The sequence below is a fragment of the Serratia grimesii genome (assembly GCF_900186025.1).
Lineage (GTDB): Bacteria > Pseudomonadota > Gammaproteobacteria > Enterobacterales > Enterobacteriaceae > Serratia > Serratia grimesii.
The window spans coordinates 3154633-3173721 of the sequence record NZ_LT883155.1 but is presented as its reverse complement, the minus strand read 5'-3'; the positions used below and the strand labels follow the sequence as shown (position 1 = coordinate 3173721).

The following is a 19089-nucleotide window of genomic DNA, read 5'->3' as shown; positions in this document are numbered from 1 at the left end:
AGCCCGTTTTTTCTGAGTGAGATGGTATGAAACCGGCGCCGTCGATTCCTCATCGTGACCCTGCGACATTATTGACGCAGATGGTGCAACGCTTGCCGTTGCTGGACGTGCATTTTCGGCGTATCAGCCAACTGATTTATCAGCGTGCCGGCATTGTGTTGGCGGAGCACAAACGAGAGATGGTTTACAACCGTTTGGTGCGTCGCCTGCGTTTATTAGGCCTGAATGACTTTGGCGACTATCTGGCATTACTGGAAAGCGATCCAAACAGTGCTGAATGGCAGGCATTTATCAATGCGCTGACCACCAACCTGACGGCCTTTTTCCGCGAAGCGCATCACTTCCCCATTCTAGCGGAACATGCGCGTCAGCGACCGAACGGTTACAGCGTGTGGAGTACTGCTGCATCGACAGGGGAAGAACCCTATTCGATTGCGATCACCCTGAGTGACGTGCTGGGGCAACGTACCACTGGCTGCCAGGTATGGGCCAGTGACATTGATACCCAGGTGCTGGAAAAGGCCGAGGCTGGGGTTTATCGACAGGAAGATTTACGCACTCTGACGCCGACGCAGATGCAGCGTTACTTTTTGCGCGGCACCGGCCCGCATCAGGGACTGGTACGGGTGCGGCCTGAGTTGGCGGGGCGGGTGAACTTCCAGTCACTCAACCTGCTGGCCCCTGAATGGGCGCTACCGGGTCAGTTTGACGCTATTTTCTGCCGCAACGTGATGATCTATTTCGATAAGGCGACACAAGAGCGCATTCTGCGCCGCTTTGTACCCTTGCTTAAACCGGGGGGCCTGATGTTTGCCGGTCACTCCGAGAACTTTAGCCAGATCAGCCGGGATTTCTACTTGCGTGGGCAGACCGTGTATGGCCTGACCAAGGAGAGGTAATGAATAAAATCAGAGTACTGTGCGTAGACGATTCGGCGCTTATGCGGCAATTGATGACCGAGATTGTCAACGGCCATCCCGACATGGAGATGGTAGCAAGTGCACCCGATCCACTGGTTGCTCGCGATCTGATCAAAAAGTTTAACCCACAGGTGCTGACGTTGGACGTCGAAATGCCGCGTATGGACGGTCTCGATTTCCTTGAAAAACTGATGCGTCTGCGGCCGATGCCAGTGGTGATGGTGTCATCACTGACGGGCAAAGGTTCAGAGATTACGCTGCGTGCACTGGAGTTGGGGGCGGTAGATTTCGTGACTAAACCGCAGTTGGGTATTCGCGAAGGCATGCTGGCATACAGCGAACTGATTGCCGAGAAGATCCGCACGGCGGCCAAAGCGCGTTTACCACAGCGCTCCAACAGCCCGGCACCGGCGATCCTCAGCCATGCACCTTTGCTCAGCAGTGAAAAGTTGATCGCTATTGGTGCCTCAACCGGGGGCACTGAAGCCATCCGTCAGGTGCTGCAACCCTTGCCGGCAACCAGCCCTGCGTTGCTGATCACTCAGCATATGCCGCCGGGTTTTACCCGTTCATTTGCCGAACGTTTGAACAAGCTTTGTCAGATCACAGTGAAAGAGGCCGAAGACGGCGAACGCGTGCTGCCGGGTCATGCTTACATTGCGCCGGGTGACCGGCATATGGAGTTGTCACGCAGTGGGGCCAACTATCAGGTGAAGCTGCATGACGGCCCGGCAGTCAATCGCCATCGCCCCTCAGTGGACGTGTTATTCCGCTCGGTCGCGCAATATGCCGGGCGCAATGCTGTGGGGGTGATCCTGACAGGTATGGGTAATGACGGTGCGGCAGGCATGTTGGAAATGCATCGTGCAGGTGCTTATACGTTGGCACAGAACGAAGCCAGTTGTGTGGTCTTCGGGATGCCACGTGAGGCGATCGCCACTGGTGGTGTCAATGAAGTGGTGGAGCTGGATCGCATGAGTCAGCGCATGTTGGCACAAATTGCCGGCGGACAAGCGTTACGTATTTGATTTTATGCCCTTATTGATAGGGTTATCGCTAATGGCTGCCGCGAGGTGGCCGTTGTTTGGAATAATTTAAAGGTTAGGAATAAAAATGGCAGACAAGAGCCTCAAGTTTCTGGTGGTGGATGACTTCTCCACAATGCGTCGTATCGTCAGAAACTTGCTGAAAGAGTTAGGATTCAACAATGTAGAAGAAGCCGAAGACGGTGCAGATGCGCTGAATAAACTGCGTGCCGGCGATTTCGATTTCGTGGTTTCCGACTGGAACATGCCAAACATGGATGGTCTGGAATTGCTGCAAACTATCCGGGCTGACGGCGCATTAGCGGCTATGCCGGTGCTGATGGTGACGGCAGAAGCCAAAAAAGAAAATATTATCGCGGCGGCTCAGGCTGGCGCCAGCGGTTACGTGGTGAAACCTTTTACGGCGGCAACGCTGGAAGAAAAGCTCAATAAGATCTTTGAAAAACTGGGCATGTAAGGAGAGGGCGATGAGAGACATTCCAATGCCTGCCAGCGATGCGGCAACCGCGGGGGAGATCATCTCCCGCATTGGCCAACTGACACGTATGCTACGTGACAGCATGCGCGAACTGGGGCTCGATCAGGCGATCGCCCAGGCGGCAGAGGCAATCCCGGATGCACGCGATCGTCTTGATTACGTGGTCACCATGACGGCGCAGGCGGCGGAACGGGCGTTGAACTGCGTTGAGGCGGCCCAACCGCGTCAGGCGGAGCTGGAGTCAGAGGCCAAAGCCTTGAAAGGCCGCTGGGACGACTGGTTTGCCGATCCGATTGAGTTGGACGACGCGCGCGAGTTGGTTACCGACACCCGTCAGTATCTGGAGCAGGTGCCAGAGCACACGGCGTTCACTAACGCCCAGTTGCTGGAAATCATGATGGCGCAGGATTTCCAGGATCTGACCGGTCAGGTGATCAAACGCATGATGGACGTGGTGCAGGAGATTGAAAAGCAGTTGTTGATGGTGCTGATGGAAAATATTCCGGAACAGCCGGCGAAAGAGAAAAAGCCGAACGACAGCCTGCTCAATGGCCCGCAGCTCGACCAAAATGGTGCCGGCGTGATTGCCAACCAGGCGCAAGTCGACGACCTGCTCGATAGTCTCGGTTTCTAACGCTCTCAGGGACGCGGCTTGGCTGCGTCCCTGATGTCTACAGCGAACAGGGTGTCTCCCACTTACTGTCATCCCGCAAATAACCTGCCTTTTTCCCCGTTGTTCCATCAATGAAATCAGCATTTTTTTGGCATGCTGGCGGCAATTTTATTCCCCCCGCACAGGAAGCGCGCCCGTGGCTGAAGACAGCGATCTGGAAAAGAGCGAGGCCCCCACCCCCCATAGGGTGGAAAAGGCGCGCGAAGATGGCCAGATCCCGCGTTCGCGTGAGCTGACATCGGTCCTGATGCTGGTGGCTGGGTTGTCGATCATATGGGTCTCCGGCGGCAACATGGCGCAACAGCTGGCGGCAATGTTGACGCAGGGTCTGAATTTCGATCATGGCATGGTCAGCAACGACAAACAGATGTTGCACCAGTTGGGCATGCTATTACGGCAGGCAGTGTGGGCGCTATTACCGATCATGGCGGGACTGACGCTGGTGGCGATCACTGCCCCTATGTTGCTGGGCGGCTTACTGCTAAGCGGTAAATCACTCAAGTTTGATTTAAAGCGTATGAACCCGCTGTCGGGTTTAAAACGGATCTTTTCCAGCCAGGTGTTGGCCGAGTTATTGAAGGGCATCCTGAAGGCGACGTTGGTCGGGTGGATCACCGGTTTATTCCTGTGGCACAACTGGGCAGCGATGCTGCATCTGGTAACGCAACAGCCGCTCGATGCATTGGGTAATGCGCTACACATGATCATCTTTTGCGGTCTGTTGGTTGTGCTCGGACTGACACCGATGGTGGCGTTTGACGTGTTCTATCAGCTGTGGAGCCACTTCAAAAAACTGAAGATGACCAAGCAGGACATCCGCGACGAATTCAAAGAACAAGAGGGTGATCCGCACGTAAAAGGGCGCATCCGTCAGCAACAGCGAGCCATTGCTCGCCGGCGCATGATGGCAGACGTACCCAAGGCTGACGTTATCGTCACCAACCCGACGCATTACGCTGTCGCACTGCAGTACAACGATAAAAAAATGAGTGCGCCGAAAGTACTGGCCAAGGGGGCCGGCGAAATTGCACTGCGTATCCGTGAACTGGGTGCAGAACACCGTATCCCGATGCTGGAAGCGCCGCCATTAGCGCGCGCCTTGTATCGGCACAGCGAGATTGGACAACACATACCCGCGACCTTGTATGCCGCCGTGGCCGAAGTTCTGGCCTGGGTTTACCAGCTAAGACGCTGGCGGCGTGAAGGGGGATTGATCCCGAAAAAACCTGAACGTTTACCGGTGCCGGAAGCACTGGATTTTGCTGGAGAAAGTAACTCTGATGGCTAATTTAGCCGCCCTGCTTCGTTTGCCGGGCAGTTTTAAAGATACACAGTGGCAGGTGCTGGCTGGCCCGATACTGATTCTGATGATCCTGTCGATGATGGTGCTGCCGTTGCCGGCATTTATCCTCGATCTGTTGTTCACCTTCAATATTGCCTTGTCGATCATGGTGTTGCTGGTGGCGATGTTCACCCAGCGTACGCTGGAATTCGCCGCATTCCCTACCATATTGCTGTTCTCGACCTTATTGCGCCTGTCGCTCAACGTCGCATCGACACGTATCATCCTGATGGAAGGGCACACGGGTTCTGCGGCTGCTGGTCGCGTGGTAGAGGCCTTTGGCCACTTCCTGGTGGGGGGTAACTTCGCCATCGGTATTGTGGTGTTTATCATTCTGGTGTTAATCAACTTTATGGTTATCACCAAGGGTGCAGGACGTATTGCAGAAGTCGGTGCACGCTTCGTGCTGGACGGCATGCCGGGCAAGCAAATGGCGATCGACGCCGACCTCAATGCGGGTTTGATCGGTGAAGAGGACGCGAAAAAACGGCGTTCTGAAGTCACACAGGAAGCTGATTTCTACGGCTCGATGGACGGTGCCAGTAAATTTGTACGTGGTGACGCGGTAGCCGGTTTAATGATCATGGTGTTGAACGTGGTCGGTGGCCTGTTGGTCGGCGTACTTCAGCACGGTATGGCGCTCGGCACAGCAGCGGAAACTTACACCTTGCTGACTATTGGTGACGGCCTGGTTGCGCAGATCCCCGCGTTGGTTATCTCCACTGCGGCGGGTGTTATCGTAACCCGCGTGGCAACCGATCAGGACGTTGGCGAACAGATGGTTGGCCAACTGTTCAACAACCCGCGCGTCATGCTACTCAGTGCGGCTGTGTTGGGGTTACTGGGTCTGGTCCCGGGAATGCCGAACCTGGTCTTCCTGCTGTTCACCGCAGGCCTGTTAGGGTTAGCGTGGTGGCTGCGCGGGCGCGATCAGCAAGAACCGAAGGTGCAAGAAGCGCCGATAGCGCAGGATAATCCGCAAGCGGTGGAAGCCAGTTGGTCTGACGTACAGCTGGAAGATCCTTTGGGTATGGAGGTCGGTTACCGCTTGATCCCGATGGTGGATTTCCAACAGAACGGCGAGCTACTTGGCCGTATCCGTGGCATCCGCAAGAAGTTTGCGCAGGAGATGGGATACCTGCCACCAGTAGTGCATATCCGCGATAACCTGGAATTGCCCCCTGCGAGCTACCGTATCTTGATGAAAGGCGTAGAAATCGGCAGTGGCGAAGCACAACCGGGACGTTGGTTGGCGATCAACCCAGGTAACGCCGTGGGTGAGTTGGCCGGCGACAAAACCACCGATCCTGCCTTTGGATTAGAAGCCGTATGGATTGACAGCGCATTGCGTGAACAGGCGCAGATCCAGGGCTTTACCGTGGTTGAGGCCAGCACCGTGGTAGCGACTCACCTTAATCATTTGATTGGTCAATTCGCCAGCGAGCTGTTTGGCCGACAGGAAACGCAGCAACTGTTGGATCGTGTTGCCCAGGATATACCGAAGCTGACCGAAGATTTCGTGCCCGGTGTAGTGACGTTGACCACGCTGCATAAGGTATTGCAGAACCTGCTAGCTGAACGGGTTTCGATCCGTGATATGCGCACGATTATTGAAACCCTGGCGGAGCACGCACCGTCACAAACCGATCCTTATGAACTGACCACGGTGGTGCGAGTTGCATTGGGACGGGCGATCACCCAGCAGTGGTTCCCGGGTAACGGTGAAATTCAGGTCATTGGTTTGGACACCCAACTTGAACGCTTGTTATTGCAAGCACTACAGGGCGGTGGTGGTCTCGAACCGGGGCTGGCGGATCGTTTGCTGGAACAGGCTAAACAGGCACTCCAGCGACAGGAAATGCTCAGTGCTCCGCCGGTACTGTTGGTGAACCACGCGCTGCGGGCGTTGCTGGCACGCTTCCTGCGTCGCAGTCTGCCGCAGATTGTGGTGCTGTCGAATCTGGAAATTAACGATGATCGACAAATCCGCATGACATCCACGATAGGGGCAGCTTAATGAAACGGCTTCTGGCGTTGATTTTCCTGTTGTCGCCGTTGAGCGCACAGGCGATATCGGGTTCCTGGGTTGCCGACAGTGTCGGCGCCACGCTGGAATACGGTGGCGAGCGGGGCGAATCGCCAGGGCTGCGGGCGCCTAATGCGTTACCGGATGACAATGCACGTATCACCAGCGTCAGTTGGCGCTATCAACTACTGGCTGGCGAACCCGCGGGTATGCAAGCACAGCTCTGCACCTTAACCCGCTGTATTGCGCTGGGCGGCGGCAGTGGTAGCAGCACCGGGTTACAGGGAGAGCCGGCCAACGCCGAGCTACGTTTTGTTTATTATGTGCAGGCACGCGGTAGCCTAAACCCGCCACTACGGGTAATTAGCAATCAGGTGATTGTTAATTACGAATAATAGATTAGGCGAGAATTGCCAGGCCGTTGTGTTCTACCAGTGAAAGAAGCTTCATCGCGGCGGAGTTGGGAACGGCTTCGCCACGTTCCCATTTTTGTACTGCTTTTTTGCTGACGTTCAGATACAGAGCAAATACAGGCTGGCTGACATTTTCACGCTCACGAAGGGCGCGAATGTCCGCAGCGGTGTACTGCTTAACCGGGCGTAAGCACAGCATGTCAAACGTCCGCATAGTGACATCGTCGACAAATCCTGCCTGATGCAGCTCCTGCACTTCCTGGTGGATTTCAGCAAGAATCTTGCTCATAGGTCAATCTCCTTAACCTCTTGTCATTAACCAACTGATAAAGCCTGAAAGGGGAATAGTCCAGATAGAGCGCAGCAAGGCGTTTCAACCCGACTAATTCATCACTGGCAATGTTGTCCATTTCATTTTTGGCAAATCCCCGCATGAAAAAAAACCGGTCCTCATCTCGAAAGGCAATAAGCACCCGGTAACCGCCGCGTTTACCGCCACCCGCGCGGGCGACTCGTTTCTTATAAACGCAACTGCCCAAATTGGCATCGTACAGTTGGTTTTGTATTTCTCGCGCAGCTTGGATCACCGTGGCGTCGCTAATGCGTTCGTGGGCAGCGAATGCCTGAAATGTTTTGGTGAGGTAAATATCGGTCATTCACACTCCCTGTAAAACTATCCCCTTTTAGGGTATAGATCAAGTGGTTTAAAAACCAGCACAGGGTGGATGAGCGGGAAGGGAGAGAACAGCCGGAAATGCCAGGTATGCGCAGTATTACGAAAATAAATTCAGATGGTTAGATAAAGTGGCACAGGAAGTGCGAGAGGCTATGCAATAGGAAGGGAGGCACCCGGTTGAACGGTAGCGTGACCGGGTGAGGTTCCATTGATTAAACGCCGATCTTTCGCCCCAGTAGGCTGGTGTTGCGTGACTGGCCATCCGGGCCGTAAAGCGATTTATTTTGCTTGCTGAGGATCGCCAACGCCTGAGTGTTATGATCGATCTGCTGATTGAGCAACATGCCGTTATGCTGGTTTTTATCTCTCAGCTGTTGGCTGAGCGTCTGTACGCGTTGCCAAGCCTCTGCCAGGTGCGGATGTGAGGAATAAGGGGCCTGTTGCCCTTGCGCACTTTCCTGGCGTAGCCGTTGCTGTTCCAAATAGTTTACCGTGGCCAGTAACTGGCTCTTCTCGTCGGTAGCGCGTTGCAGTGCGACGCCCGGTAATTGGCCTGAGCAGAGCAAGTCATGTTCTTCCGTCAGCACTGTATCCAGCGCATTCAGGGTTTCCAGCAGCTTATTAATCAATTGCGCCAGATTTTCCATTGCGAATAATCACCTTTCAAAGAGTCCCTTAGTCTTAACCTGGCGGCAGTGCCCGATCAAGCCTCTGGCGTTGGGTTGCCGTTTGACATCCACCGGGCGTCATTTTGCACGTCTTGCAGCAGCGCATCGGCAATTTTGCCGGCATCCATTTTCAGCTCGCCGTTACGGATTGCCTGTTTAATGGCATCCACTCGGTTCATATCAATATCTTGTGTGCCCGGTTGCATTAACCGCGCTTGCGCGTCGCTCAATTTTACCTGGGTACCGCTGACAGTGCTTTCTGTCTGGACGGCTTTGCGCGGCTGAAGTTGGTTTTCAGCGGGTGTCTCACGCGGTTGCACCGTTGGGACGGGTTGCAGTCGCTGGGTGCGATCGATACTCATGGTTAATCTCCATCGATGCCATCGCCATACAGGCCATGGCTGACATTTTGCGGCCCTGGTGGCCGATAAAATACTGCTTATGGTTTTCTTATCGGCAAGGTTTTATAAACCTTTATACCCGCCATACGTGAAGTTGCATCTTTGTTGACTGCATCTACCCGCCCCAGCAACACAGTTTGCATGGTTCTGGGTGGCTCACGGACGTGCCGCGATGTAACGCCAATTATTTTGGGTATGCCTTTTTTATAATGTAATGCGAATCGTACCGTCGTCACCGGCTATGCCACTCACAATTTGCCCGGAAGCCATGCGTACACGGATGCTGTCTTCAGCGGCAGCATTGTTCATCGCCTTGCCCGAACCACTGATATTAAATCCGGTTCCTTGTGCAGTCACCTGAACTGACTGACCGGCCTTAATCACCCAGGCCCGACGTAACATCGAGAAGGTCAGCGGTTGACCAGGGCTGATATTCCGCAGGCTGATGGCTCCGAGAGCCTTACCGGGTTCACTTAATGTACGTGGGGGCAGTGTGTCGAGCCGCCCACTCTTCAGTGTGATGTCCGCCGCCGTTAGCCGGCTACCGGCACTGATACTGCGTGCCGACACCAGGTATTTCCCTATTACCTGGACCTGTGTCTGGATAAATCGCCGTTCCTGCCCACAGCGCGCCGAGACGCTGATATTACCCCAACGGCGCGCACTCTGTGGCAGAGAAAGCTGTGGAAATTCGCACTGTGGCCACTGGGATGACGGTGTACGCACCAGCACCTTAACCTGTACAGGACTCCCACTGAACTGGCTGCTGATGAAGCGATCTATCTGCATCGCCAAATCTTCGGCGTGTGCGCTCATGCTGAACATCAGCATGGCAAACAGCAGAATTTTACCTTTCATCATTGCTTCCTCAATAGCCATCAGGGTGCGCGTAAGTGTACCCGTACTGCGCGTAGGCTAAGCAGATAAATAGCGACGCATTTTGCTCTTATTCCTGCGATAGGCTGGCGGAAGGGGCGTTTATGCTGTCGGCTCCAAATTCTAACCTCGCGGAGGGAGCATGATCGACAAACTGGACGCTGCTCTGCGCTTTGGTCAAGAGGCGCTGAACCTGCGCGCCCAGCGGCAGGAAATACTGGCCGCCAACATCGCCAACGCAGACACACCGGGCTATCAGGCGCGGGATATCGATTTCGCCAGTCAACTCAATAAGGTGCTGGAACAGGGCCGCGTCAGCGGCAGTGGTATTGCGCTGAATATGACTTCTGCACGCCACATTCCGGCGCAGAACATGCAGCCACCACAGCTCGACTTGCTGTTCCGCGTGCCGGATCAACCGTCGATGGACGGCAATACGGTGGACATGGATCGCGAGCGCACCAACTTCGCCGATAACAGCCTGAAATATCAGACCGATCTGACGTTAATTAACGGCCAGATCAAAGGGATGATGTCGGTGCTGCAACAAGGATAAGGTTCATGTCATTACTGAATATATTTGATATCTCCGGCTCTGCGCTGTCCGCGCAGTCGCAACGCATGAACGTCAGTGCCAGCAACATGGCCAACGCCGACAGCGTGACTGGCCCGGACGGTCAACCCTACCGTGCCAAACAGGTCGTGTTCGAAGTGGCGGCTGCACCTGGACAACCGATGGGCGGTGTACGTGTGGCGCAGGTGGTGGACGATCCGGCACCGGAACGCATGGTGTATCAGCCGGGTAACCCGCTGGCAGACGCCAAGGGTTACGTACGCATGCCGAACGTTGACGTGGTGGGTGAGATGGTTAACACCATTTCTGCCTCCCGTAGCTATCAGGCCAACGTCGAGGTGCTTAACACCACCAAGTCGATGATGATGAAAACCCTGACGTTGGGTCAATAACCGGAGATTTCCATGGCTATTGCCGCAACTACCAATGAAACGCTGGATAACACCGTCATCGGTGCCAACAGCAAAACCACCAACAGTCAGGATCTGAACAACAGCTTCCTGACGCTGTTGGTGGCGCAGTTGAAGAACCAGGATCCCACCAACCCGATGCAGAACAATGAACTGACCAGTCAATTGGCGCAGATCAATACCGTTCAGGGCATCGAGAAACTCAACACCACGCTGGGGTCGATCTCCGGCCAGATCAACAGCAATCAGTCGCTGCAGGCCACTGCGCTTATCGGTCATGGTGTGATGGTACCCGGCAGCAACATCCTGGCCGGCAGCAAAGACGGCAAGGTGAGCACCACGCCATTTGGTGTTGAGTTGGAACGTGCCGCAGATCAGGTCACCGCAACCATCACCAATGCCAGCGGACAAGTGGTACGCACCATCGAGATCGGCGGTTTGACCGCTGGCGTACATTCGTTCACATGGGACGGCTCGGTGGATGACGGCAGTGCAGCACCTGACGGCGCCTACAAAGTGGCGATCAACGCCAAGGGCAATGGCGAACAGCTGGTGGCACGCAGCCTGCATTTTGGCATGGTCAACGGCGTCATCCGCGATGGCAACGGTGCCAAGCTGGATCTCGGTCTGGCGGGTAGCGCCACACTGGAAGAAGTTCGACAAATCTTATAGCACAACAATGTATTTCACTCGGTTATATCCAAAATAATTCGAGTCGCAGGGGTGACCACTGAACGATTCCCGATGTGCTTACTTAGGTAGCCGATTCGGGTGAGTCAAAGCGGGTCTGCACACTTGCAGCTTGGAGTATGACGGGTATGGAAGCCTAAACATTATTCGGAGAATGACATGGCCTTTTCTCAGGCAGTAAGCGGCTTAAACGCGGCAGCAACCAACCTGGACGTGATTGGTAACAACATCGCCAACTCAGCCACTTCCGGCTTTAAATCTGGCAGCGTTTCTTTTGCCGACATGTTTGCCGGTTCGCAGGTTGGACTGGGCGTTAAGGTGTCTGGTATCACCCAGAACTTTAAGGGCGGCACCACCACCGGCACGAGCCGTGCGCTGGATGTGGCCATCACCGGCAACGGTTTCTTCCGCATGCAGGACAAGGACGGCGGTATCTTTTACACCCGTAACGGCCAGTTCAAACTGGATGAAAACCGTAACCTGACCAACATGCAAGGTCTGCAACTGACCGGCTACCCGGCTGCCGGTACGCCGCCGACCATCCAGCAGGGCGCTAACCCGGTGCCGCTGAGCATTCCTGAAGGCATGATGAACGCCAAGGCTTCCACCGCGGGTTCCATGGTGGCTAACCTGAAGTCCACCCATAAGGTACCGGAGAACAAAACGTTCGATCCGACCAATCAGGAAACCTATAACTACGTCAACACCATCACCGCCTATGACTCGCTGGGCAATGCGCACAACATCAATGCCTACTTTGTGAAGACCGGCGACAACAAGTGGCAAGTTTATGCTCAGGACGGCAGCGAGAAAGCTGTTGATGCCGGCACCATGGAATTCAGCACCAGCGGCAATCTGATGAGCACCACCAGTACCCAGGGTAACGCAGGCGACTTCAGCATGCTGATTCCTATGGGCGGCAAAGACGGTGCTCCACCGCAAAACTTCACGCTGAGCTTCGCGGGCAGCATGCAACAGAACGTTAGCAGCGACTCGGTAAGCAAGGTCTCGCAGGACGGTTATGCGGCAGGTGAATACACCAACTTCCAGATCAACAACGACGGTACGGTAGTGGGAATCTACTCCAACCAGCAGACTCAGGTGCTGGGCCAAATCGTGATGGCTAACTTCTCCAACCCAGAAGGCTTGTCTTCTCAGGGCGATAACGTGTGGCAAGAAACTGGCGCTTCAGGTCAACCGCGTGTTGGTCTGGCAGGCAGCGGCGGCCTCGGCAAATTGGCCAGTGGTGCGCTGGAGTCGTCCAACGTCGATCTCAGCCAGGAGCTGGTGAATATGATCGTTGCCCAGCGCAACTATCAGTCGAACGCTCAGACCATCAAAACGCAGGACTCCATCCTGCAAACGCTGGTTAGCCTGCGCTAATAGGATTGAGCTATGGATCACGCGATTTATACCGCGATGGGTGCGGCACGGCAGACGCTGGACCAGCAGGCGGTGACCGCCAATAACCTGGCAAACGCCTCGACGCCGGGCTTTCGTGCCCAGCTGTCGGCGCTGCGCGCAGTGCCGGTAGACGGCCCGAGTCTGGCGACGCGTACGTTGGTAACGGCTTCGACACCGGGTGCCGACATGAGCCAGGGGGCGTTGAACTACACCGCGCGTCCGCTGGACGTCGCGGTACAACAGGACGGTTTTCTGGCCGTTAGTCTGCCGGACGGCAGTGAAGCCTATACCCGCAACGGTAACATCCAGGTTTCTTCCACCGGGCAGTTGACGGTACAGGGGATGCCGCTGATGGGCGATGGTGGACCGATTGAAGTCCCTCCGTCGTCGGAGATCACTATCGCCGCCGACGGCACAATCTCGGCGCTGAATGCTGGCGACCCACCTAATACCATTGCGCAGATAGGTCGCCTGAAGTTGGTGAAAGCAGATGCGCGTGAAGTGATGCGCGGTGACGACGGTCTGTTCCATCTGACGCCAGAAACACGGCAACAGCGTGGCAACCAACTGCAGAACGATCCGCTGGTGCGGGTCATGCCGGGGGTGCTTGAGGGCAGTAACGTCAAGCCGATGGAGACCATGGTAGACATGATCGCCAACGCCCGTCGTTTTGAAATGCAAATGAAGGTCATCCACAGCGTGGATGAAAACGAACAGCGCGCCAACTCATTGTTATCAATGAGCTAAGTAGCAAGGAAATAATCAATGATTCCATCGTTATGGATTGCCAAAACCGGTCTGGATGCGCAGCAGACCAATATGGACGTGATCGCCAACAACCTGGCTAACGTCAGCACCAACGGTTTCAAACGCCAACGCGCAGTGTTTGAAGATCTGTTGTACCAGACTATGCGTCAGCCGGGGGCGCAATCCTCCGAGCAAACCACGCTGCCTTCCGGTCTGCAGATCGGCACCGGTGTACGTCCAGTGGCGACCGAACGTCTGCACAGCCAGGGCAATCTGTCGCAGACCAACAATAGCAAGGACGTTGCCATCAAGGGGCAGGGTTTCTTCCAGGTCATGTTGCCAGATGGCAGCCAGGCCTATACCCGTGATGGTTCGTTCCAGATTGATCAGAATGGTCAGCTAGTGACCGCCAGCGGGTTCCAGGTACAACCGGCGATCACCATACCGGCCAATGCCTTGAGTATCACTGTCGGCCGCGATGGCATCGTCAGCGTCACACAGCAGGGGCAAACCGCCGCTCAGCAGGTGGGACAACTGACATTGACCACCTTCGTAAACGATAGTGGTCTGGAAAGCGTCGGTGAGAACCTGTATCAGGAAACCCAAAGCTCAGGTGCACCTAACGAAAGCACTCCGGGGCTCAACGGTGCCGGCTTGCTGTATCAGGGTTATGTGGAAACCTCCAACGTCAACGTGGCGGAAGAGTTGGTCAACATGATCCAGACCCAGCGCGCTTATGAGATCAACAGTAAGGCGGTATCGACCTCCGATCAGATGCTGCAAAAACTGACGCAACTGTAATTGACGGGCGCAGCATGCTGCGCCCGTAACCCCAATTTCGTGAAACAAAGGCGATACCCGTGGTAACCACATATTCAATGGCAACCCTGCCGCGGCAGGGAAAACGCTGGCTGGCGGGAATGATGATGCTGACGCTGAGCGGCTGCGCTTACATTCCGCATAAACCTTTGGTGGATGGGACTACCACGGCGCAGCCTGCGCCGGCGGGGGCGCCGGTACCGAACGGTTCTATTTTCCAGACGGTACAGCCGATGAACTACGGCTATCAGCCGCTGTTTGAAGATCGTCGTCCGCGCAACGTTGGTGACACCCTGACCATCGTGCTACAGGAAAACGTGAGTGCCAGCAAGAGCTCATCCGCCAACGCCAGTCGCAACGGTGCCAGCAAATTCGGCGTTGCCACATCACCGCGTTATCTGGACGGCTTGTTGGGCAATGCACGTGCCGATATGGACATTTCCGGCGACAGCACCTTCGGTGGCAAGGGCGGGGCCAACGCCAACAATACCTTCAGCGGCACCATTACCGTGACGGTTAACCAGGTCTTGGTCAACGGCAACCTGCACGTGGTGGGGGAAAAACAGATCGCCATCAATCAGGGCACTGAATTCATTCGTTTCTCCGGGGTGGTCAACCCGCGCACCATCAGCGGCAGCAACTCTGTTACCTCTACTCAGGTGGCGGATGCGCGTATTGAATACGTCGGTAACGGCTATATCAATGAGGCGCAGACCATGGGCTGGTTACAACGCTTCTTCTTAAATGTTTCGCCGTTTTAAACACAGGCTATTTTACTTGCCATTTTGAGGTTGGGCAGTGCTCGGAAGGGCGACGTACTCTGTGTACGCATCATTCTACCGCGCTGCCTGTCCCCAAACTGCCCCGCGTCAATAATGCCTGTTAGGTAGGGTGAATGAGGTCACAATGTTAAATAAAATTCTAATGGCGCTGCTGATTAGCGCAATGAGTCTGCCGGTGGCGGCAGAGCGCATTCGCGATCTGGTTACGGTGCAAGGGGTTCGCGATAACGCCCTGATTGGTTACGGGCTGGTTGTGGGGCTTGACGGCTCTGGCGACCAAACCATGCAGACACCGTTCACCACCCAGAGCCTGAGTAATATGCTGTCGCAACTGGGCATCACCGTGCCTCCGGGCACCAATATGCAGCTGAAAAATGTGGCGGCCGTCATGGTCACCGCCAAGTTGCCGCCGTTTTCACGTACCGGGCAGAATATTGACGTGGTGGTGTCCTCAATGGGTAACGCCAAGAGCCTGCGTGGCGGCACTTTGCTGATGACCCCGCTGAAGGGGGTGGATAATCAGGTCTATGCATTGGCGCAGGGCAACGTGCTGGTCGGGGGCGCTGGCGCATCAGCCGGTGGTAGCAGCGTGCAAGTCAACCAACTGGCGGGTGGCCGTATCAGCAATGGCGCGACCATTGAACGAGAACTGCCAACGACCTTCGGTGCCGGCGGGGTGATTAACCTACAGCTTAATGATGAAGATTTTACGCTGGCGCAGCAGATCAGTGACGCTATCAACCGCCAGCGTGGGGGCGGTACCGCTTCACCGTTGGATGCCCGCACCATTCAGGTTTTGGTGCCACAGGGCAACAGCTCACAAGTACGTTTCCTGGCGGAAATCCAGAACATTAACGTCAGCGTTGGGGCGATTGACGCCAAGGTGATAATCAATTCACGAACCGGTTCGGTCGTGATGAATCGCGATGTAATCCTGGATTCTTGTGCTGTAGCGCAGGGCAATTTGTCAGTGGTGGTCGATCGACAAAATACCGTCAGCCAGCCAACGACACCGTTTGGCGGCGGGCAGACGGTGGTGACGCCAAATACCCAGATCTCCGTACAACAGCAGGGTGGCTCGCTGCAAAAGGTTAATGCCAGTGCCAACCTGAACAACGTGATCCGTGCGCTGAATGCACTGGGGGCCACGCCGATCGATCTGATGTCGATCCTACAGGCGATGCAAAGTGCCGGTTGCTTGCGCGCTAAGCTGGAAATTATCTGATGGCCGGTGATTTGATGGCGATGTCGGGCGCGGCCTATGACGCCCAGGCGCTAAATGGGTTGAAGCGTGACGCGGCCGCGGATCCGCAAGGTAACCTGAAACAGGTGGCCCAGCAGGTTGAAGGCATGTTCGTGCAGATGATGCTAAAGAGCATGCGCGCCGCACTACCGCAGGACGGGGTGTTGAGCAGCGATCAAACGCGGCTTTACACCTCAATGTATGACCAGCAGATCGCCCAGCAGATGTCGCAGAAAGGACTCGGGCTGGCCGACATGATGGTCAAACAGATGGGCAATGCCAATACTGTGCCGAGTGAAACCGCGGGCTTGTCGCCGATGGCGTTGGACAATGAGGTGCTGCAAACGCTGCCAAATCAGGCGCTGGAGCAGATGATCCGCCGTGCGGTGCCGAAAGCACCCTCGGCGGCGCCATTGACGCTAAATAACGGCAACTTTGTTGCCCGTCTGTCGATCCCGGCGCGTGTCGCCAGCCAGCAGAGCGGCATTCCGCATCAGCTGATTGTCGCGCAGGCAGCGTTGGAGTCAGGTTGGGGTCAACGCGAGATACCGACTGCCGAAGGGACGCCGAGTTATAACCTGTTCGGTATTAAGGCGGGCGGTAACTGGGACGGCCCGGTGACCGAGATCACCACCACCGAGTTTGAACAGGGGGCGGCGAAGAAAATCAAGGCGAAATTCCGCGTTTACGGGTCTTACGTTGAGGCGATGGCCGACTACGTCAAACTGCTGACCAACAATCCGCGCTATGCCGATGTGGCCAACGCTCGCAGTCCTGAACAGGCGGCACATGCGTTACAGCGGGCCGGGTACGCCACTGACCCACAATATGCCAACAAGTTGGTCAGTGTCATTCAGCAGATGAAAAACACGGGCGAACAGGTAATAAAAGCCTACACCCATGACTTGAAGGATCTGTTCTAAACCCCTTTCATTCTTGACGTTACTACGCCGTTAGCTGTTTGTTGTTATTCGGCCCCTTTGTGGGCCTGATCCCTTACGGGCCACATGGCCGGGGTGTCACCCCCGGTCATGTAGCTGGCCCAGTTCCCGGGGAGTGCTTTGTTGGCACGCTGATGATTTTGGGATTTGCGAAAGTGATGAATCATGAATAAAGGCCAGCAATTCCCTATCAAGTTTCCCCGTTTTTTGCCGATAACCGAGACAGGCTGAGCGAAAAGGCTCAGCAGCTTAATTGAACCCTGTGGGCCACCGGCACCGCAGCAAAAGGAATTCTTATGTCCAATAGCTTAATCAATACCGCGATGAGCGGGCTGAATGCGGCTCAGGTGGCGCTCAGTACCGTCAGTAACAACATTTCCAACTACAACGTGGTTGGCTATAACCGCCAGACTGCCATCCTGGCGCAGAACGGTGGCTTAAGCACCATGAACGGTTTTATCGGCAACGGCGTGACCGTCACCAGCGTGAATCGCGAATACAACCAGTTCATCACTAATCAGCTGCGCAGTGCGCAAAGCAATGCGGAAGCGCAGGGCACTTACTACGATAAAATCTCACAGATCGACAACTTGCTGGCGAGCAAAACCAACACCTTGTCGACCAACATGCAGGACTTCTTCACCAACCTGCAAAATATCGTCAGCCATCCTGGCGACGATGCATCGCGTCAAACCGTGCTGGGCAAGGCCAACGGTCTGGTTAACCAGTTCAACAACACGGACAAGTATCTGCGTGATATGGACAGTGGTGTTAATCAGCAGATCAGTGATAGCGCGCAGCAGATCAACAGCTACAGCCAGCAGATCGCTAACCTGAACGATGAGATTACCCGTCTGCGTGGCAGCGGCGGCGAGCCGAATGCGTTGCTGGATCAGCGAGATCAACTGGTGACGGACCTGAATAAAGTGGTTGGTGTACAAGTCACCCAGCAGGATGGCGACGCCTACACGGTTTCATTTGCCAACGGCCTGACACTGGTACAAGGCAGTACCACCTACCAGGTAGCGGCGGTGCCTTCCAGCAGCGATCCTGCCCGCATGACCCTGGGGTATGACCGTGGCCATGGCGCTACTGAAGTACCTGAGAGCCAGATTAACAGTGGCAACCTGAGTGGTGTGCTCAAATTCCGCAGCGAAACGTTGGATGGTGCCCGTAATCAACTGGGGCAAATTGCGCTGGCGTTAGCGGACAGCTTTAACCAGCAGCACCGTGAAGGTTTCGATCTGAATGACGATGCCGGTACCGATTTCTTCAGCTTCGGCGGCGGCCGCGTGGTGGATAACACCCGTAATACCGGTGATGCGTCATTGTCGGTGTCTTACACCGATACCAGCAAAGTGAAAGCTAATGATTATCGCGTTGAGTTTGACGGCAGCAATTGGCAGGTGAGCCGTTTGCCGGACAACGTCAAGGTCAATGCGACTGCGGGCACAGATGCCGATGGCAAGCCGACGCTGAGCTTTGATGGGTTGCAGGTCGGTATTGACGGCAACGCTAAGGCTAAAGACAGCTTTACCGTGAAGCCGGTGAGTGATGTAGCGGGGACTCTGAAGGTCGCCATTACCGACACCTCAAAAATTGCTGCTTCCAATAAAGAAGGCAGTGGCCGCGGTAACAATGAAAACATCACGAAACTGATCGATCTGCAAACCCAGAAGTTGGTGGACGGTAAAGCGACCTTTAGCGGCGCCTACGCCGGTTTGGTCAGCAGTATTGGTAACCAGACCGCATCAGCCAAAGTGGCGACGACCTCACAGGCTAACATCGTCACGCAATTGGCCAGACAACAACAGTCGATTTCAGGCGTCAACCTGGACGAAGAGTACGGTGAGCTGTTGCGTTTCCAGCAATATTACATGGCTAACGCGAAGGTGGTTGAAACCGCCAGCTCCCTGTTTGACACCTTGTTAAGCATCCGTTGATTTAACCGCAGTCCGGC

General features: G+C 55.3%; 22 protein-coding genes. 17 read left to right on the top strand and 5 right to left on the bottom strand.

From position 1 onward, the window contains the following. Window positions 1-26 precede the first annotated feature (26 nt). The 7 genes from cheR (at window position 27) to SGBXF1_RS14935 (ending at window position 6880) form a co-directional block, all read left to right on the top strand. Entirely contained in the window at window positions 27-899 is an 873-nt protein-coding gene (cheR, locus tag SGBXF1_RS14965) for a protein-glutamate O-methyltransferase CheR (RefSeq protein ID WP_186427079.1), read from the top strand. Next, on the top strand, window positions 899-1948 hold the full coding sequence (locus tag SGBXF1_RS14960; RefSeq protein ID WP_037418941.1) for a protein-glutamate methylesterase/protein-glutamine glutaminase: 1050 nt from the start codon (window positions 899-901) through the stop codon (window positions 1946-1948). Before cheR ends, SGBXF1_RS14960 begins: the two co-directional genes overlap by 1 nt. Before the next feature lie 85 nt (window positions 1949-2033). Continuing rightward, the gene (gene cheY / locus SGBXF1_RS14955; RefSeq protein WP_037418944.1) at window positions 2034-2423 is read left to right on the top strand and encodes a chemotaxis response regulator CheY; all 390 of its coding nucleotides are present in this window, start codon (window positions 2034-2036) and stop codon (window positions 2421-2423) included. Window positions 2424-2433: 10 nt separating this feature from the next. Then, entirely contained in the window at window positions 2434-3078 is a 645-nt protein-coding gene (gene cheZ / locus SGBXF1_RS14950) for a protein phosphatase CheZ (RefSeq protein ID WP_037418947.1), read from the top strand. A gap of 175 nt (window positions 3079-3253) precedes the next feature. Next, window positions 3254-4405, top strand: coding sequence for a flagellar biosynthesis protein FlhB (gene flhB / locus SGBXF1_RS14945; protein WP_037418952.1), 1152 nt, complete (start codon window positions 3254-3256; stop codon window positions 4403-4405). Continuing rightward, the gene (gene flhA / locus SGBXF1_RS14940) at window positions 4398-6476 is read left to right on the top strand and encodes a flagellar biosynthesis protein FlhA (protein ID WP_037418956.1); all 2079 of its coding nucleotides are present in this window, start codon (window positions 4398-4400) and stop codon (window positions 6474-6476) included. Before flhB ends, flhA begins: the two co-directional genes overlap by 8 nt. After that, window positions 6476-6880, top strand: a complete 405-nt coding sequence (locus SGBXF1_RS14935; protein ID WP_037418961.1) for a flagellar protein FlhE — start codon at window positions 6476-6478, stop codon at window positions 6878-6880. Before flhA ends, SGBXF1_RS14935 begins: the two co-directional genes overlap by 1 nt. A 4-nt stretch (window positions 6881-6884) precedes the next feature. Here SGBXF1_RS14935 and SGBXF1_RS14930 read toward each other — a convergent pair whose 3' ends face one another. From SGBXF1_RS14930 to flgA, 5 genes are all read right to left on the bottom strand, one after another. Continuing rightward, window positions 6885-7187 carry a helix-turn-helix domain-containing protein gene (locus SGBXF1_RS14930; RefSeq protein ID WP_037418964.1) on the bottom strand — a complete coding sequence of 101 codons (303 nt, stop codon included), beginning with the start codon at window positions 7185-7187 and terminating at the stop codon, window positions 6885-6887. Then, window positions 7168-7554, bottom strand: a complete 387-nt coding sequence (locus SGBXF1_RS14925; protein ID WP_061806543.1) for a type II toxin-antitoxin system RelE/ParE family toxin — start codon at window positions 7552-7554, stop codon at window positions 7168-7170. Before SGBXF1_RS14925 ends, SGBXF1_RS14930 begins: the two co-directional genes overlap by 20 nt. Before the next feature lie 232 nt (window positions 7555-7786). Next, complete coding sequence (locus tag SGBXF1_RS14920; protein WP_037418970.1) at window positions 7787-8221, bottom strand: flagella synthesis protein FlgN; 435 nt, start codon at window positions 8219-8221, stop codon at window positions 7787-7789. 56 nt (window positions 8222-8277) lie between these two features. Beyond that, complete coding sequence (gene flgM, locus SGBXF1_RS14915; protein WP_037418974.1) at window positions 8278-8604, bottom strand: flagellar biosynthesis anti-sigma factor FlgM; 327 nt, start codon at window positions 8602-8604, stop codon at window positions 8278-8280. Window positions 8605-8847: 243 nt separating this feature from the next. Beyond that, complete coding sequence (flgA, locus tag SGBXF1_RS14910) at window positions 8848-9501, bottom strand: flagellar basal body P-ring formation chaperone FlgA (RefSeq protein ID WP_186428516.1); 654 nt, start codon at window positions 9499-9501, stop codon at window positions 8848-8850. A 160-nt stretch (window positions 9502-9661) separates the two neighbouring features. On the opposite strand from flgA, the gene flgB reads away from it, so the two are divergent. From flgB to flgK, 10 genes are all read left to right on the top strand, one after another. Beyond that, complete coding sequence (flgB, locus tag SGBXF1_RS14905; protein WP_037418980.1) at window positions 9662-10075, top strand: flagellar basal body rod protein FlgB; 414 nt, start codon at window positions 9662-9664, stop codon at window positions 10073-10075. A 5-nt stretch (window positions 10076-10080) separates the two neighbouring features. Then, window positions 10081-10485, top strand: a complete 405-nt coding sequence (gene flgC / locus SGBXF1_RS14900) for a flagellar basal body rod protein FlgC (protein ID WP_186427078.1) — start codon at window positions 10081-10083, stop codon at window positions 10483-10485. A gap of 12 nt (window positions 10486-10497) precedes the next feature. After that, entirely contained in the window at window positions 10498-11175 is a 678-nt protein-coding gene (flgD, locus tag SGBXF1_RS14895; protein ID WP_037418986.1) for a flagellar hook assembly protein FlgD, read from the top strand. 177 nt (window positions 11176-11352) lie between these two features. Then, window positions 11353-12576 (top strand): flagellar hook protein FlgE, encoded by a 1224-nt coding sequence (gene flgE / locus SGBXF1_RS14890; protein ID WP_186427077.1) that lies wholly within the window; start codon window positions 11353-11355, stop codon window positions 12574-12576. A gap of 12 nt (window positions 12577-12588) precedes the next feature. Next, a complete protein-coding gene (locus SGBXF1_RS14885; protein ID WP_037418990.1) occupies window positions 12589-13344 on the top strand; it encodes a flagellar basal body rod protein FlgF in 756 nt (251 codons plus the stop codon). An 18-nt stretch (window positions 13345-13362) separates the two neighbouring features. After that, on the top strand, window positions 13363-14145 hold the full coding sequence (gene flgG / locus SGBXF1_RS14880) for a flagellar basal-body rod protein FlgG (RefSeq protein ID WP_037418992.1): 783 nt from the start codon (window positions 13363-13365) through the stop codon (window positions 14143-14145). Between the two features lie 77 nt (window positions 14146-14222). Continuing rightward, window positions 14223-14924: a flagellar basal body L-ring protein FlgH gene (flgH, locus tag SGBXF1_RS14875; protein ID WP_037418995.1), complete on the top strand. Its 702-nt coding sequence runs from the start codon at window positions 14223-14225 to the stop codon at window positions 14922-14924. Between the two features lie 145 nt (window positions 14925-15069). Next, window positions 15070-16170 (top strand): flagellar basal body P-ring protein FlgI, encoded by a 1101-nt coding sequence (locus SGBXF1_RS14870; RefSeq protein ID WP_037418997.1) that lies wholly within the window; start codon window positions 15070-15072, stop codon window positions 16168-16170. Further along, window positions 16170-17111, top strand: a complete 942-nt coding sequence (flgJ, locus tag SGBXF1_RS14865; protein WP_037419000.1) for a flagellar assembly peptidoglycan hydrolase FlgJ — start codon at window positions 16170-16172, stop codon at window positions 17109-17111. Before SGBXF1_RS14870 ends, flgJ begins: the two co-directional genes overlap by 1 nt. A 314-nt stretch (window positions 17112-17425) precedes the next feature. Further along, window positions 17426-19072, top strand: coding sequence for a flagellar hook-associated protein FlgK (gene flgK, locus SGBXF1_RS14860; RefSeq protein WP_061806538.1), 1647 nt, complete (start codon window positions 17426-17428; stop codon window positions 19070-19072). The last annotated feature ends 17 nt before the right edge of the window (window positions 19073-19089 follow it).

Bases quoted from the DNA above. Each gene is read 5' to 3' on its own strand.
- SGBXF1_RS14960 (WP_037418941.1), top strand. From the start codon at position 899: ATGAATAAAATCAGAGTACTGTGCGTAGACGATTCGGCGCTTATGCGG.
- SGBXF1_RS14930 (WP_037418964.1), bottom strand. From the start codon at position 7,187: ATGAGCAAGATTCTTGCTGAAATCCACCAGGAAGTGCAGGAGCTGCAT.
- cheY (WP_037418944.1), top strand. From the start codon at position 2,034: ATGGCAGACAAGAGCCTCAAGTTTCTGGTGGTGGATGACTTCTCCACA.
- flgH (WP_037418995.1), top strand. From the start codon at position 14,223: ATGGCAACCCTGCCGCGGCAGGGAAAACGCTGGCTGGCGGGAATGATG.
- flgE (WP_186427077.1), top strand. From the start codon at position 11,353: ATGGCCTTTTCTCAGGCAGTAAGCGGCTTAAACGCGGCAGCAACCAAC.
- cheR (WP_186427079.1), top strand. From the start codon at position 27: ATGAAACCGGCGCCGTCGATTCCTCATCGTGACCCTGCGACATTATTG.
- SGBXF1_RS14925 (WP_061806543.1), bottom strand. From the start codon at position 7,554: ATGACCGATATTTACCTCACCAAAACATTTCAGGCATTCGCTGCCCAC.
- SGBXF1_RS14935 (WP_037418961.1), top strand. From the start codon at position 6,476: ATGAAACGGCTTCTGGCGTTGATTTTCCTGTTGTCGCCGTTGAGCGCA.
- flgG (WP_037418992.1), top strand. From the start codon at position 13,363: ATGATTCCATCGTTATGGATTGCCAAAACCGGTCTGGATGCGCAGCAG.
- flgJ (WP_037419000.1), top strand. From the start codon at position 16,170: ATGGCCGGTGATTTGATGGCGATGTCGGGCGCGGCCTATGACGCCCAG.
- flgD (WP_037418986.1), top strand. From the start codon at position 10,498: ATGGCTATTGCCGCAACTACCAATGAAACGCTGGATAACACCGTCATC.
- SGBXF1_RS14885 (WP_037418990.1), top strand. From the start codon at position 12,589: ATGGATCACGCGATTTATACCGCGATGGGTGCGGCACGGCAGACGCTG.
- SGBXF1_RS14920 (WP_037418970.1), bottom strand. From the start codon at position 8,221: ATGGAAAATCTGGCGCAATTGATTAATAAGCTGCTGGAAACCCTGAAT.
- flgM (WP_037418974.1), bottom strand. From the start codon at position 8,604: ATGAGTATCGATCGCACCCAGCGACTGCAACCCGTCCCAACGGTGCAA.
- cheZ (WP_037418947.1), top strand. From the start codon at position 2,434: ATGAGAGACATTCCAATGCCTGCCAGCGATGCGGCAACCGCGGGGGAG.
- SGBXF1_RS14870 (WP_037418997.1), top strand. From the start codon at position 15,070: ATGTTAAATAAAATTCTAATGGCGCTGCTGATTAGCGCAATGAGTCTG.
- flgK (WP_061806538.1), top strand. From the start codon at position 17,426: ATGTCCAATAGCTTAATCAATACCGCGATGAGCGGGCTGAATGCGGCT.
- flgB (WP_037418980.1), top strand. From the start codon at position 9,662: ATGATCGACAAACTGGACGCTGCTCTGCGCTTTGGTCAAGAGGCGCTG.
- flhA (WP_037418956.1), top strand. From the start codon at position 4,398: ATGGCTAATTTAGCCGCCCTGCTTCGTTTGCCGGGCAGTTTTAAAGAT.
- flgA (WP_186428516.1), bottom strand. From the start codon at position 9,501: ATGAAAGGTAAAATTCTGCTGTTTGCCATGCTGATGTTCAGCATGAGC.
- flgC (WP_186427078.1), top strand. From the start codon at position 10,081: ATGTCATTACTGAATATATTTGATATCTCCGGCTCTGCGCTGTCCGCG.